14 protein-coding genes are annotated in these 12,988 nt (G+C 75.2%); 7 read left to right on the top strand and 7 right to left on the bottom strand.

The window, feature by feature from the left end; translation table 11 throughout:
* Window positions 1–261: 261 nt before the first annotated feature.
* Entirely contained in the window at window positions 262–486 is a 225-nt protein-coding gene (locus tag CP968_RS27245) for a hypothetical protein (RefSeq protein WP_150520511.1), read from the bottom strand.
* Window positions 487–657: 171 nt separating this feature from the next.
* On the opposite strand from CP968_RS27245, the gene CP968_RS27240 reads away from it, so the two are divergent.
* Both CP968_RS27240 and CP968_RS27235 read left to right on the top strand, forming a co-directional pair.
* Entirely contained in the window at window positions 658–1,362 is a 705-nt protein-coding gene (locus CP968_RS27240; RefSeq protein WP_150520510.1) for a GNAT family N-acetyltransferase, read from the top strand.
* An 80-nt stretch (window positions 1,363–1,442) separates the two neighbouring features.
* Window positions 1,443–1,742, top strand: coding sequence for a WhiB family transcriptional regulator (locus tag CP968_RS27235; RefSeq protein WP_150520509.1), 300 nt, complete (start codon window positions 1,443–1,445; stop codon window positions 1,740–1,742).
* 93 nt (window positions 1,743–1,835) lie between these two features.
* Here CP968_RS27235 and CP968_RS27230 read toward each other — a convergent pair whose 3' ends face one another.
* A complete protein-coding gene (locus CP968_RS27230; protein ID WP_007262967.1) occupies window positions 1,836–2,291 on the bottom strand; it encodes an Lrp/AsnC family transcriptional regulator in 456 nt (151 codons plus the stop codon).
* Between the two features lie 10 nt (window positions 2,292–2,301).
* Window positions 2,302–3,792, bottom strand: a complete 1,491-nt coding sequence (locus CP968_RS27225) for an amino acid permease (protein ID WP_229886809.1) — start codon at window positions 3,790–3,792, stop codon at window positions 2,302–2,304.
* A 468-nt stretch (window positions 3,793–4,260) separates the two neighbouring features.
* Between CP968_RS27225 and CP968_RS27220 the strand changes: the two genes are divergently transcribed.
* From CP968_RS27220 to CP968_RS27200, 5 genes are all read left to right on the top strand, one after another.
* Window positions 4,261–5,274 carry a GDSL-type esterase/lipase family protein gene (locus CP968_RS27220; protein ID WP_150520507.1) on the top strand — a complete coding sequence of 338 codons (1,014 nt, stop codon included), beginning with the start codon at window positions 4,261–4,263 and terminating at the stop codon, window positions 5,272–5,274.
* Window positions 5,275–5,423: 149 nt separating this feature from the next.
* Window positions 5,424–6,266 (top strand): LytR/AlgR family response regulator transcription factor, encoded by an 843-nt coding sequence (locus tag CP968_RS27215; RefSeq protein WP_150520506.1) that lies wholly within the window; start codon window positions 5,424–5,426, stop codon window positions 6,264–6,266.
* A gap of 229 nt (window positions 6,267–6,495) precedes the next feature.
* Entirely contained in the window at window positions 6,496–6,822 is a 327-nt protein-coding gene (locus CP968_RS27210) for a hypothetical protein (RefSeq protein WP_150520505.1), read from the top strand.
* A 140-nt stretch (window positions 6,823–6,962) separates the two neighbouring features.
* Entirely contained in the window at window positions 6,963–8,693 is a 1,731-nt protein-coding gene (locus tag CP968_RS27205) for a sodium/solute symporter (protein WP_150520504.1), read from the top strand.
* Window positions 8,690–9,922, top strand: a complete 1,233-nt coding sequence (locus tag CP968_RS27200; protein ID WP_150520503.1) for a sensor histidine kinase — start codon at window positions 8,690–8,692, stop codon at window positions 9,920–9,922. The genes CP968_RS27205 and CP968_RS27200 overlap by 4 nt, the downstream gene beginning before the upstream one ends.
* Before the next feature lie 101 nt (window positions 9,923–10,023).
* On the opposite strand, the gene CP968_RS27195 is transcribed toward CP968_RS27200, so the two are convergent.
* The 4 genes from CP968_RS27195 to CP968_RS27180 form a co-directional block, all read right to left on the bottom strand.
* Window positions 10,024–11,466, bottom strand: a complete 1,443-nt coding sequence (locus CP968_RS27195) for a GuaB1 family IMP dehydrogenase-related protein (RefSeq protein ID WP_189829007.1) — start codon at window positions 11,464–11,466, stop codon at window positions 10,024–10,026.
* Window positions 11,467–11,693: 227 nt separating this feature from the next.
* Window positions 11,694–12,110, bottom strand: coding sequence for a barstar family protein (locus CP968_RS27190; protein ID WP_150520501.1), 417 nt, complete (start codon window positions 12,108–12,110; stop codon window positions 11,694–11,696).
* On the bottom strand, window positions 12,107–12,583 hold the full coding sequence (locus tag CP968_RS27185; protein ID WP_150520500.1) for a guanyl-specific ribonuclease: 477 nt from the start codon (window positions 12,581–12,583) through the stop codon (window positions 12,107–12,109). The genes CP968_RS27190 and CP968_RS27185 overlap by 4 nt, the downstream gene beginning before the upstream one ends.
* Window positions 12,584–12,632: 49 nt before the next feature.
* A complete protein-coding gene (locus tag CP968_RS27180) occupies window positions 12,633–12,854 on the bottom strand; it encodes a CarD family transcriptional regulator (RefSeq protein WP_053676605.1) in 222 nt (73 codons plus the stop codon).
* Window positions 12,855–12,988 lie beyond the last annotated feature (134 nt).

Genomic DNA, 12,988 nt, shown 5'->3' with positions numbered 1-12,988 from the left:
CCGGGTACGGGTGGGGCGGGTACGGGCCTGCCGGGTGGGGCGGCGGGTACGCCCGGCCGGGTACGGGTGGCGGGTACGGCTTCGGACCGGGGCCCGGCCGCGGCGTGCCGTTCCGCGAGGTGCCGTGCCGTGGGATCGCGCGCCGCCCGGGCGGCGCGGCGGGCTCGTCGCGCGCGGCGGCCCCGGGTGCCCGCGCGGGTGCGGGCACGGCGCGGCGGCGCACCCGGTGGCCCGGGTGCGGGCGGATCCGTGGGGGACGGCCTAGGCGGGACCGAATGCGCTGCAGATGCGCAGGAGGTCGATGTGGAGCCGCCGGGTCAGCCACCACCGGCGCAGGGTCTGCGCGGTGAGGGGCCCGGAGGCGCGGGCCGGGCCGGGGGCCGCTGCCCGGCCGGGGGCCGTGGGCGGTGGGGCGCCCGTGACGGGGCGCGGCCGACCGTGGGGCACGGGGTGCGGGGTGCGGGCGGTGGTGGAAGTGGTGCGCACCGGTCGTACCCCCGTCCCGTCCGCGGCGGGCCGTTGGGCGGTGGCTAGGCTTCCCGCGGGGCCGCCGGCCATGGTGGCCGTCCCCCGCAGTCTCGTGGCGGTGCCCGGAGCCCGTCAAGAAGGCGGTCGCGTCCGGTTTCACCGCCGCGCCGAGAGAAGGAGTCCGCCCCCATGTCCACGGAGACCGGCGCCCGCGCGCTCGACAACCCGGTCTGGTCCGCGCTGCACGGCGCGCACCGCGACGTCGCCGAGTTCGGGCCCGCGGGCCTGGCCGCCCGCTACAGCACGGACACCACTCCCTTCGCCGGGCTCGCGGACCCGCGGGACCCGCGGGCCTGGGCCGATCTGGCAGAGCTGGTGGGGCCCGGCCGGAGCGTCTGGGTGACCGGGCTGCTGACCCCGCCGCCGGGGTGGGAGACGACCGTGGCCCTGCCGGGCGTGCAGCTGGACGGCCGGGCCGTCCGGGCCGAGCCGGCGCCGGACGCGGTGCGGCTGGGTCCGGCGGACGTGCCGGAGATGCTGGAGCTGGTCGCGCTGACCCGGCCGGGCCCGTTCCTGGACCGGACCGTCGAGCTGGGCACGTACCTCGGCGTACGGCAGGGGGGCCGGCTCGTCGCGATGGCCGGGGAGCGGATGCGCCCGGCGGGCTGGTCGGAGCTGAGCGCGGTGTGCACGCACCCGGACCACCGCGGCCGGGGCCTGGCCGCCCGGCTGATACGGGCGGTGGCGGCGGAGGTGCGCGAGCGCGGGGAGGGTCCGTTCCTGCACGCGGCGGCGCAGAACACCGGCGCGGTGCGGCTGTACGAGTCGATGGGGTTCGCGCTGCGGCGCCGGCCGGACTTCCTGGGGCTGCGCACGCCCGTCAAGGAGGGCTGATCCGAAGCCGGTTGGCGACGGCGGGGTTTCGCGGGCGGCGCAGCGGTCAGACGCGTGGCAACCCACGGAAAGGAACTGCCATGACCGACGTCGCACATCTGCCCGCCGCCCCGCACGACTCCTGGCAGTGGCAGACCCGTGCCGCCTGCCGGAACCTGGGGTCCGGCCGGTTCTTCCACCCCGCCGGGGAGCGGGGCGAGGACCGCGAGGAGCGGGACGCGGCCGCCAAGAAGGTCTGCGCGGGCTGCCCGGTGCGGACCGCTTGCCTGGAACACGCCCTGCGCACCCGCGAGCCGTTCGGGGTCTGGGGCGGCCTGACGGAGGAGGAGCGCCGCGCGCTGCCGAAGCGGCGGGCGCGGGCCCTGGCGGGCCGCTCGTGACGGGATCGGCGCGGCCGGCCGGACCCGCTCGGCCGGCCGGGGCGAGAAGACCCGCGGCGAGCCCGCCGGAGCCGGCCCGGGCCGCCGACCGGGTCAGGCCGGCGCGCCCGAGGTGAAGCGGCGCAGCAGCGGGGAGAGCACCAGGACGGATTTGGTGCGCTCGACGAAGGGTTCTCCGGCGATCCGCTCCAGCACCCGTTCGAAGTGCCGCATGTCGGAGGCGAAGACCTGGACCAGGGCGTCCGCGTCGCCGGTGACGGTCGACGCGGACACCACCTCGGGGTAGCGCTCCAGGCCCCGCCGGATGTCGTCCGGCGAGGTGTTGTGGCGGCAGTAGATCTCGATGAAGCCCTCGGTCTCCCAGCCCATGGCCGCCGGGTCCACGCGGACGGTGAAGCCGGTGATGGCGCCTTCGGCGCGGAGCCGGTCCACGCGTCGTTTCACGGCGGGGGCGGAGAGCCCGACCTCGGAGCCGATGTCCGCGTAGGAGCGGCGGGCGTCCTCGGCGAGGGCGTGCACGATGCGTTCGTCGAGATCGTTCAGTCGCACGGGGGGTGGATCACTTCTTTTCAGCGGCCCCCTCGGCCGTGGGGGCCGGGGCGGCAGCGGTGGCCAGGCTGGAGCGGCGCATGCCGTAGAAGAAGTAGAGCACGAGCCCGACCGCCATCCAGCCACCGAAGACCGCCCAGGTGATTCCGGGCAGCTCCGTCATCAGGTAGGCGCAGCAGAGGAAGCCGAGGATCGGGGTGACGGGGAAGAGCATCACCTTGAAGGTGCGGTTCATCTCGGGGCGGGTGTGGCGCAGGATGACGACGGCGATGTTGACGAGGCCGAAGGCGAAGAGGGTGCCGATGCTGGTGGCGTTGGCCAGTTCGCCGAGGGGGATCGTGGCGGCCAGGATCCCGCAGAAGAGGCAGACGATGATCGTGTTGACGCGCGGGGTGCCGGTCTTCGGGTCGACCTTGGCGAACGCCTTGGGCATCAGGCCGTCGCGGGACATCGCGAAGAGGATGCGGGTCTGGCCGTAGAGGACGGCGAAGACGACGCTGGCGATGGCGACGACCGCGCCGGCGGCCAGGACGACGCTCCAGAAGGCGTGTCCGGTGACGTTCTCCATGATCTTGGCCAGGGCGGCCTCGCTGCCCTCGAACTCCTGCCACGGCATGGCACCGACCGCGACGAGCGCGACCAGGCAGTACAGGGCGGTCACGATGCCGAGCGAGAGCATGATCGCCCTGGGCAGGTCCTTCTTCGGGTTCTTGGCCTCCTCGCCCGCGGTGGAGGCGGCGTCGAAGCCGATGTACGAGAAGAAGAGCATCGAGGCGGCGGTGCTGATGGCGGTGACGCCCAGCGGGGCGAGCGGGGTGTAGTTGCCGGCCTTGACGCCCATGAAGCCGATCACGCAGAAGAGCACCAGCGTGACGATCTTGACGCCGACCATGATCGAGTTGACCCGGGCGCTCTCCTTGGCCCCGCGGAGCAGGAAGACCATGCACAGCAGGACGACGACCAGCGCGGGCAGGTTGACGTAGCCGCCCTCGCCGAGCGGGGCGGAGAAGCCCTCGGGGATGGTGATGCCGAGGGTGCCGTCGAGCAGCTCGTTGAGGTACTGGCCCCAGCCGACGGCGACGGCCGCGACCGAGACGCCGTACTCCAGGACGAGGCACCAGCCGCAGACCCAGGCGACGAGCTCGCCCATGGTGGCGTAGGCGTAGGAGTACGAGGAGCCCGAGACCGGTATGGAGCCCGCGAGCTCGGCATAGGAGAGGGCCGAGAACAGGGCGGTCAGGCCCGCGATGACGAACGCGAGGAAGACGGCCGGCCCGGCGATCGGGGTGGCCTCGCCGAGGACGACGAAGATGCCGGTGCCCAGGGTGGCGCCGATGCTGATCGTGGTCAGCTGCCACATGGTGAGCGAGCGCTTGAGGGCGCCGCCCTCACCCTGGCCGCCCTCGGCGACGAGCTGCTCGACGGGCTTGCGGCGCAGCAGCGGGTGGGCGGGCCTGCGGGGCTCGGACGTGAGCGGTGGCGCCTGGCCGTGGTCCAGCACGAGGGGACTCCTTTGACTGCGGGTGGGGGTTTCAGGCATCGACCGCAGCGGTCCGGAGCAGGAGCAGGCAGAGCCTGGGCATGGGGGACCGCCGAGCAGGCGGTCCACGCCACTCCACGTACAGCGAGTGAGCCTACGAGCAGAGTGATACCGCCCGTAATGCACCATCCTTGCACATAGGCGCACGATCGTTGCGCGGATCTGTCCTGGATGGTCCTTTGTTGCGCGTGGATGTTCGATCGCTGCGCGGACGTCCGCGGGCCGCTTTCTTGACACCTCGTCAGATATGGCGCAGCGTGCCGACCTGACACGGGCCGCCCCGGGGCCCCGGGGCCGGCCGGGCGACCGGACCTGCGGCGCCGGTGTGCCCGGCGGCGGTGGAAGCCGCCCGTCCGGGGTACGGGTGTGACGCCGGGGCGGCCGGCGGCGCCGCGGCGCCGTCCCGTACCGGACGATCGGAGGCGCAGAGTGACACCGCAGAGCCCTGACCAGCCGTGGCAGGACCCGGAACCCTTCCTGCGCGGGGTCGCGTGGCGGGACCGGGGGCGGCCCGTGCGCGCCGACCCGGCGGACACCATGCGGCTGTCGTGGGACACCGGCGAGCGCGCCACCCTGCCCATCGGGGTGCGGCTGGAGTTCACCACCGCGCGGGCGCGGGCGGTGGAGATCCGCTACCGGGCCTCCGTGCCCGGCCCCACCGACGCCCTGCGCGACCTCGCGCACGGGTTCGCCGTCTGGGACCGGCGCGGGCTGGTCCGCGAGGTGTTCACCGAGCCGGCCGCGCAATCCGTCGTGCGCATCGAACTGCGCGGCGGCCAGGGCCCGTTCACCGTCCACCCGCCCGAGACGCAGTCCCCCGTGATCCTCGGGCTGCGCGGGATCGGCGGCTCCCTCGCCCCGGCTCCCCCGGCGCCCCGCTGGGTGGTGCACGGCGACTCGATCACCGAGGGCTGGTGGTCCACCCGGCCCGCCCACGGCTGGCCCGCGGTCACCGGCCGGGCGATGGGCTGGGACACCGTCAACCTCGGCTACGCGGGCGCCGCGCGCGGCGAACTGGCCACCGCCGAACAACTCGCCCGCCTGCCCGCGGACTACCTCACCCTCGCCTTCGGCACCAACTGCTGGTCGCCGGTGCCGTTCTCGGCGCCGCTGCTGTACGAGACCACGCGGGCCTTCCTCGACCTGGTCCGCCAGGGCCACCCGCGGACCCCGCTGCTGCTGGTCTCCCCCCTGCTGCGACCCGACGCCGAACGCACCCCCAACCGGCTCGGCGCCACCCTGGGCGCCCTGCGCGACGCCATGGAGCGCGCCACCCGGGACCGCGTCGCCGCCGGGGACGGCCACCTGGCCCTGCTGCCGGGGCGGGAGCTCCTCGGGCCCGAGCACCTCGCGGACGGGCTGCACCCCAACGACGCGGGGCACCGGGTCCTGGGCCTCGCCGTGGCCACCGCCCTGCGGCGGGCCGGATTCGGCGCCCGGTGAGCGAAGGAGCCCTCACCCGCACCCACACGCGCACCGCGGAACGGACCGCTCCGCCGCCCGTCCCCCCGGAGCCGCCCCTCCCCGGCCCCCGAGGACGCACCCGTTCCGGGACGTTCCGCCCCGGCGGGCCGCTGCCTACACTCGGCCGCATGCTGCGCGTACTGGCCGTCGACGACGAGATGCCGCTCCTGGAGGAGCTCCTCTTCCTGCTGCGCGCCGACCCGCGCGTGCGCAGCGCCGAGGGCGCCTCCGACGCCACCGGGGCCCTGCGCCGGATCACCCGAGCCCTGGAGGCCGGTCCGGACGGCCCGGACGGCCCCGACGGCATCGACGTGGTCTTCCTCGACATCCACATGGCCGGCCTGACCGGCCTGGACATCGCCCGGCTGCTGACCGGCTTCGCCAGTCCGCCGCTGATCGTCTTCGTCACCGCCCACGAGGGCTTCGCCGTCCAGGCCTTCGACCTCAAGGCAGTGGACTACGTGCTGAAGCCGGTCCGACCCGAGCGGCTCGCCGAAGCCGTCCGCCGGGCCTGCGCCCTGCTGGCCCCGGCCGGTCCGGACACGCGGCCCGCGGCAGGTCCGCCGTCCGCCCCGCCCCGCGCGCCCGGTGGGCCGGGGGCGCGCGGTCCGGCCGCCGAGGGCGCCGGCGACCGGGCGCCGGAGCAGATCGCGGTGGAGCTGGGCGGGGTCACCCGGTTCGTGCCCGTCGCCGACATCGCCTACGTGGAGGCCCAGGGCGACTACGTCCGGCTGCACACCGGCGGGGGCAGCCACCTGGTCCGCATCCCGCTGTCCACCCTGGAGGAGCGGTGGGCGGCCCGCGGCTTCGTCCGCATCCACCGGCGCCACCTGGTGGCCCTGTCCCGGATCGACGAACTCCGGCTGGAGGCCGGCTCGACCACGGTCCGGGTCGGGTCCGCGGAACTCCAGGTCAGCCGCCGGCACGCGAGGGAACTGCGCGACCTGCTGATGCGCCGGGCGACGGGCTGACCCGCCGCCCGACCGGGCCCGCCACGGACCCCCGGCCGCCCTGCCCACGTACCCAGGTACCCGCGTACCGGCCGTCCCCGGACTCCCGGCGCGGCCGGGGACGCCGTTCGTCGCGCGCGGGCCCGCGTCCGGCGACCCGTCGGCGCCGTCGGCCGCACCGCGCACGCGCGGCCGACGGCGGGGGCGGGCGGCGCGCGTAGCGTGGGCCGCCCGGCGCGGGAGGAGCGCGATGTCCGAGGTCCACCCGCTGCTCGACGCGCTGACCGGCCTCCCCCGCACCCGGCCGGCCGGCCCCGCCGAGGCCGAGGTGCTGCTGGCCGGGCTGCGCAGCAGGCCGGCCGGCCCCGCCGAGGCCGAGGTGCTGCTGGCCGGGCTGCGCAGCGCGGCCGCCCGCTGGGCCGACCTGCTGTACGAGGCCGGCGAGGGGGCCCGCGGCCAGCTGCCGCCGCGCGCGCAGGCGGCGCTGACGCTGGCCTTCCGGCGCGCGGAGGAGTCGTACGTGGAGCTGGAGATCGCGCTGCGCGACTGCACGGACCACCACGGCCCGGCGCGCTGACCGCCCGGCCGCCCGGGGGCCGCGGCGACGGGCCGGCGCGTGCGGACCGGGGCGCCCGGTACGGGCCGGATCGGGCCTGTTGTGGGCCGCGGGGCCGTGCATAGACTCCGGTGCACCTCTTCCAGCCGAAGGACCGACCGGTGAACCAGACGTACGCGCTGACCGCCGTCGCCGTCGTCGTCCTGGTCACGGTGCTGGTCGGCGCGCTGGGCCTGCGGATCTCCCGGACCACCTCCGACTTCTACGTCGCCTCGCGCACGGTCGGGCCCCGCCTCAACGCGGCGGCCATCAGCGGGGAGTACCTCTCCGCCGCCTCCTTCCTCGGGATCGCCGGGCTGGTCCTGCTGCAGGGGCCCGAGATGCTCTGGTACCCGGTCGGGTACACGGCGGGCTACCTGGTGCTGCTCGTGCTGGTGGCGGCGCCGCTGCGGCGCTCCGGCGCGTACACGCTGCCCGACTTCGCCGAGGCCCGGCTGGAGTCGCGGGCGGTGCGGCGGATCGCGGTGCTCTTCGTCGTCGGGATCGGCTGGCTGTACCTGCTGCCGCAGTTGCAGGGCGCCGGGCTGACCCTGGAGATCCTCACGGGGGCCCCGCACTGGGCGGGCGGGGTGGTCGTGGCCGTCGTGGTGAGCGCCGCGGTGGCCGCGGGCGGCATGCGCAGCATCACCTTCGTACAGGCCTTCCAGTACTGGCTCAAGCTCACCGCGCTGCTGGTCCCGGCGTTCTTCCTGGTCGCCGCCTGGGTCGGGGACGGCGCTCCGCGCGCCACGTTCGACGCCCCCGCCGTCTTCCGCGAGCACGCCGCGGTCACGGTCGCCGAGGACGTGCGCCTGTCGGTGGCGGCGCCGCTGACCGTGACCGTGACGGGCCGGGTGGACGGGCACGCGTACGCGGGGGTCCCGGTGGCCCTGGCCGCGGGGCGGCACGACGTACGGGCCGGCGCCCGGCTGGAGTTCACCCCCGGCAGCCCCGTCCCGGACACCCGGGTGGTGGCCGGGCCCGGCGGGTCGAGCTGGTCGGAGCCGCTGTCCGGGGGGCGGGGGCACGACCGGCTCTACGCGACGTACGGGCTGGTCCTGGCCACCTTCCTCGGCACGATGGGCCTGCCGCACGTGGCGGTGCGGTTCTACACCAGCCCCAACGGGCGGGCCGCGCGCCGCACCACGCTGGTCGTGCTCGGGCTGGTCGGCGTCTTCTACCTGCTGCCGCCGGTGTACGGGGCGCTGGGCCGCATCTACGCTCCCGAACTGGCCCTGACGGGTGACGCGGACGCGGCGGTGCTGGTGCTGCCGGAGCGGCTGGTGGGCGGGCTGCTCGGGGAGCTGCTGGGGGCGCTGCTGGCCGGCGGGGCCTTCGCGGCGTTCCTGTCGACGGCCTCGGGGCTGACGATGGCGGTGGCGGGGGTGCTGCACCAGGACGTGCTGCCGGCGCGCGGGGTGCGCAGTTTCCGCTGGGCGGTGCTCGTGGCGATGCTGGTGCCGCTGGCGGGGAGCGTGGCGGCGCGGGACGTGCCGGTGGCGGACGCGGTGGGGCTGGCGTTCGCGGTCTCGGCGTCGTCGTTCTGCCCGCTGCTGGTCCTGGGGATCTGGTGGCGCGGGCTGACCCCGCCGGGTGCGGTGGCCGGGCTGGTGACGGGGGGCGGGGCGGCGCTGAGCGCGGTGCTGGCGACGCGGGCGGGGCTGGCCCCGGCGGGCTGGGGGCACACGCTGCTGGCGTGGCCGGCGGTGTGGTCGGTGCCGCTGGGGTTCCTGACCATGGCGCTGGTGTCGCTGGCCACCCCCGCGCGGGTCCCGGCCGGTACGGCGGCCACCCTGGCCCGGCTGCACCTGCCGGAGGACGTGGCCGGGGAACGGGTCGGGGGCGCGCCGTGAGCGCGGCGGCCCTGGCGGTGCCTGCGGCGGCCGCGGCGGTGCTGCTGCTGGGTGCGGGGTGGGCGGCGGGCCGGTGGCACGCCCGGCGCGGCGGGGGCGGGGCGGCGGTGGACCTGGGGACCCCGGTGGAGCGGGCCACGTTCCACACCCTGCACACGGCCTCGCTGGCGGCTCCCCCGCTGCGGGCGGGGCTGACCGGCGACGCGGCCCGCAAGGCGGCGCGCCGGCTGCGGTCGCTGCTGGGCACCGATGCCCTGGCCCTCACGGACCGGGAGTCGGTGCTGGCGTGGGACGGCCCGGGCGCCGACCACCACCAGCGGCGGGCGATGGCCCGGGTGGCCGAGGTGCTGGAGTCGGGGCGCAGTCAGAGCGTGCGGACCGACTGCCCGCGGCCCGACTGCCCGTTGAAGTGGGCGGTGGTGGCGCCGCTGACCGGGGAGGACGGGCTGCTGGGGGCGTTGGTGGCGTACGGGCCGCGGGAGTCGGCGGTGCTGGTGCGGGCGGCGACGGAGGTCGCGCGGTGGGTGTCGGTGCAGTTGGAGCTGTCGGAGCTGGACCGTTCGCGGACCCGCTTGATGGAGGCGGAGATCAAGGCGCTGCGGGCGCAGATCTCCCCGCACTTCATCTTCAACTCCCTTGCGGCGATCGCCTCGTTCGTACGGACCGATCCGGAGCGGGCCCGGGAGCTGCTGCTGGAGTTCGCGGACTTCACCCGGTACTCCTTCCGCCGGCACGGGGACTTCACCGCGCTGGCCGACGAGTTGCGCTCGGTCGAGCAGTACCTGGCGCTGGCCGGGGCCCGGTTCGGGGACCGGCTGAAGGTGACGTTGCGGGTGGCCCCCGAGGTGCTGCCGGTGGCGCTGCCGTTCCTGTGCCTGCAGCCGCTGGTGGAGAACGCGGTGAAGCACGGGCTGGAGGATTCGACGGCGGAGTGCCGGATCACGATCGCGGCGCGCGACGCGGGCGCGGAAGCGGTGATCACGGTGGAGGACAACGGGGTCGGGATGGATCCGGGGCTGCTGCGCCGCATCCTGGCCGGTGAGCGGGGCGGGTCCGGCGGGATCGGGCTGCCGAACGTGGACGAGCGGCTCCGGCAGGTGTACGGGGACGCGTACGGCCTGGTGGTCGAGACGGGGATCGGCGCGGGCACGAAGGTGACGGTGCGGATACCCAAGTACCGCGCGGGCGTGCACGGCCCGCCGCCCGCCGACCCCCCGCCCCGGGCCTGACCGGCCGGACCGCGCGCGTCCGGAGACGTCCGCGGCCCCGGCCGTCCACGGGGGACGGCGGGGCCGCGGACGGACGGCGGCGGAGCCGCGCCCGCGCCCGCCTAGCTCCAGCTGGCGTGCAGCGGCTTGCCCTCGGCGTAGCCGGCGGCGGACTGGATGCCGACGACCGCGTTCTCCTCGAACTCCGCGAGGGAGCCCGCACCGGCGTAGGTGCAGGAGGAGCGGACGCCCGCGATGATCGAGTCGATCAGGTCCTCGACGCCCGGGCGGGCCGGGTCGAGGAACATCCGCGAGGTGGAGATGCCCTCCTCGAAGAGCGCCTTGCGGGCGCGGTCGTAGGCGGACTCCTCGGAGGTGCGGTTGCGCACCGCGCGGGCGGAGGCCATGCCGAAGGACTCCTTGTAGAAGCGTCCGTCGGCGGACTGCTGGAGGTCGCCCGGGGACTCGTAGGTCCCGGCGAACCAGGAGCCGATCATGACGTTCGAGGCGCCGGCGGCCAGCGCCATCGCGACGTCGCGCGGGTGGCGGACACCGCCGTCGGCCCACACGTGCTTGCCGTACTTCTTCGCCTCGGCCGCGCACTCCAGCACCGCGGAGAACTGCGGGCGGCCGACGCCGGTCATCATGCGGGTGGTGCACATGGCACCGGGACCCACGCCGACCTTGATGATGTCGGCGCCGGCCTCGATGAGGTCCTTGACGCCCTCGGCGGCGACGATGTTGCCCGCCACGATCGGGACCTGCGGGTCGAGCGCGCGGACGGCCTTGATCGCGCTGATCATCGACTCCTGGTGGCCGTGCGCCGTGTCGATGACGAGCGTGTCGACGCCCGCGTCGAGCAGCTGCTTGGCCTTGGCCGCGAAGTCGCCGTTGATGCCGACTGCGGCCGCGATGCGCAGCTTGCCGTCGGCGTCGGTGGCCGGGGTGTAGAGGGTGGCGCGCAGGGCGGCCTTGCGGGTGAGGATGCCGACGAGGCGGCCGTCCCGGTCGACGGCCGGGGCCAGCTTGCGGTGGCCGGCGTCGAGCTTGTTGAAGGCCTCGCGGGGATCGATGTCGGCGTCGACGAGCAGCAGCTCCTTCGACATGACCTCGGAGAGCTGGGTGAAGCGGTCCACGCCGGTCAGGTCGTGGTCGGTGACGACGCCGACCGGGCGGTTCTCGGCGTCGACGACGACGCCGGCGCCGTGGGCGCGCTTGGGGAGCAGGGACAGCGCGTCGGCGACGGTCTGGGTGGGCGCCAGCGTGATCGGGGTGTCGAGCACGTGGTGGCGGGTCTTCACCCAGGAGATGACGTCGGTGACGATCTCGATCGGGATGTCCTGCGGGATGACGACGATTCCGCCGCGCCGGGCGACCGTCTCGGCCATCCGGCGGCCCGCGATGGCGGTCATGTTGGCCACGACCAGCGGAATCGTGGTGCCGGTGCCGTCGGGAGAGGACAGGTCGACGGCCTGCCGGGAACCGACCGCGGAGCGGCTCGGCACCATGAACACATCGTCGTACGTCAGGTCGTACGGCGGCTTCAGGTCATTGAGGAAACGCACGTGCAGAACATCCCAGTCGATCGGAGGTGCCTCGACAGGGCAGCCGAGGAAACGCACGTACTTCATTCTCCCATGTCCCGGGGTTCACACCGCCCCGGCCGATCGTCCAGGACGCGCCGGGCCGCGTGGTCGTTTCCTACGGGACCCTCGCCCCGGGGGACCGCGTGCGGCGGCGCCGGCGGACACCGCACACCCGCAGCCTCCGCGGGCCGGCTCCGTCCGCGCGCTCAGTCCCGTCCGCGGGCGGAGTGCGGTGGTGCCGCGCGGCCGCCGTCGGGGGCCGGCCCGGCCAGCAGCACGGTCAGCGGCGGCCCGGCGGGGTCCTCCCGCCAGAAGTCGACGGCCTCTTCCAGGACCTCCCGCAGCGTCTCCCAGTCGTCCGGCCGCGCGGCGGCGTACTCCTGCCACGACACCACCGCCACCAGCCGTCCCGGCGCCCGCGGCAGCCAGGACAGGTCCCGCAGCACGTCGGCCAGCGCGTCCCAGTTCCCGCCGAACCACTCCGGCAGGTCCAGCGCGTCCGCGGCCCGCCGCATCAGCCCGGCCCTGGTCCGTACGCCGCCCAGGTCCAGCCGTGCGGTCGTCCAGCCCGCCTCCTCGGCGGCGGCGAGCGCGGGGGCCAGCGGCCCCGGGTCCAGGGTCATCGGAGAACCGCCTTGAAGGTGTCGTAGTGGTCGTCCGTGTAGTAGAACTCCCCGCCCTCACCCGTCACGATCCGCCGGGCCCCGCGGTCCCGCTCCCCCGGGGTGCGCACGGTGAACTCGTGGTAATAGCCGCGCTTCTGCTTCGGCAGGACCTTCTCGAAGTTCCCGAAGACCGTGCCGTCCTGCCGGTACGCGTACGGCCCGCCCTTGTCGATGAGCGCGAGCACCTCCCGGGCCTGCTGCGGCAGCGCCTCGGCCCGTACGACGACCAGCCCCTTCGCCCAGCCCGGCGCGGCGCTCGGCGCGGCCGTGGGGACGACGCTGGGGTCGGCGGTGGCGCGCGGACTACTGGCGCTGGCGGCGGCAGGCGCGGGTTTCGTCCCGCCGCAGCCCGCCGCACCGACCAGCGCGGCACAGAGGAACAGGGCCCCCAGCACACGCGGCAACGATCGGGGCACGTTCCGAAAGATCATGCACCGATCGTGCCAAATATCCGATTCGCTCGCGAATCGCCCCGTGGCCTCAGAGCGCGGCCATCTTGGTGTAGGGACTCAGGATTCGTTTCTGGACGGAGCCGAAGTCGACGAGCACGGCGATCCCCTCCTCGATTCCGACGACACGGCCGAGGCCGTGCTCGTCGTGAGTGACCCGGTCGCCGACGTTGAAGTGCCTCAAGGGCGCTTCCACGGGGGCCTTGAACGGGCTGGACGGCAAATGGCGGCGAGGTACTGCTGACTTTGTCATTGGAACCAGTATGCGCCCAGCAGGCCGCCGAGGGGGCCGCCGGTCGGATCTCAATTCCGGCACCATCCGCGCCCGGAGAGGTCTCGGTGCAGGCCACGGGCCCGGCCGGCCCGTCAAGGTCCGCCGGGTGCCGC

The sequence above is a fragment of the Streptomyces subrutilus genome, assembly GCF_008704535.1.
In the GTDB taxonomy this organism is placed as follows: Bacteria; Actinomycetota; Actinomycetes; order Streptomycetales; family Streptomycetaceae; genus Streptomyces; species Streptomyces subrutilus.
Note: the sequence above shows the minus strand (reverse complement) of the source record. Positions and strands in the feature narration are given on the sequence as shown.